Genomic DNA, 240 nt, shown 5'->3' with positions numbered 1-240 from the left:
ATTAAACAGATATTTTGTACAACCTTCTTATGGTGATACTCCTATTTATGCCTATAATACAACTTTAAGAAATTCTGACTTGAAGTCTCAAAATCTTAAAAATATGGAATTTGGTATTGAGGCGAAAATGTTTAAGAATCGTTTTGGATTTGATATTGCTTGGTTCCAAAATAAAGCATATAATCAAATTTTAGCATTACCTATATCTTTCTCATCAGGATCGGTTGCTAAAATTCAAAA

The 240-nt window shown here is 28.3% G+C and carries 1 protein-coding gene; it reads left to right on the top strand.

Translation table 11 applies throughout. The annotated features are described in order from the left end of the window. The coding region (locus SCA31_RS25325) for a TonB-dependent receptor domain-containing protein (protein ID WP_410699688.1) at positions 1-240 on the top strand (240 nt) is incomplete at both ends.

Origin of the sequence: Chryseobacterium sp. SIMBA_028, assembly GCF_046535285.1 — a bacterium.
Lineage (GTDB): Bacteria > Bacteroidota > Bacteroidia > Flavobacteriales > Weeksellaceae > Chryseobacterium.
The sequence above is the reverse complement of the archived record's forward strand: the minus strand, read 5'-3'. Positions and strand labels throughout refer to the sequence as shown.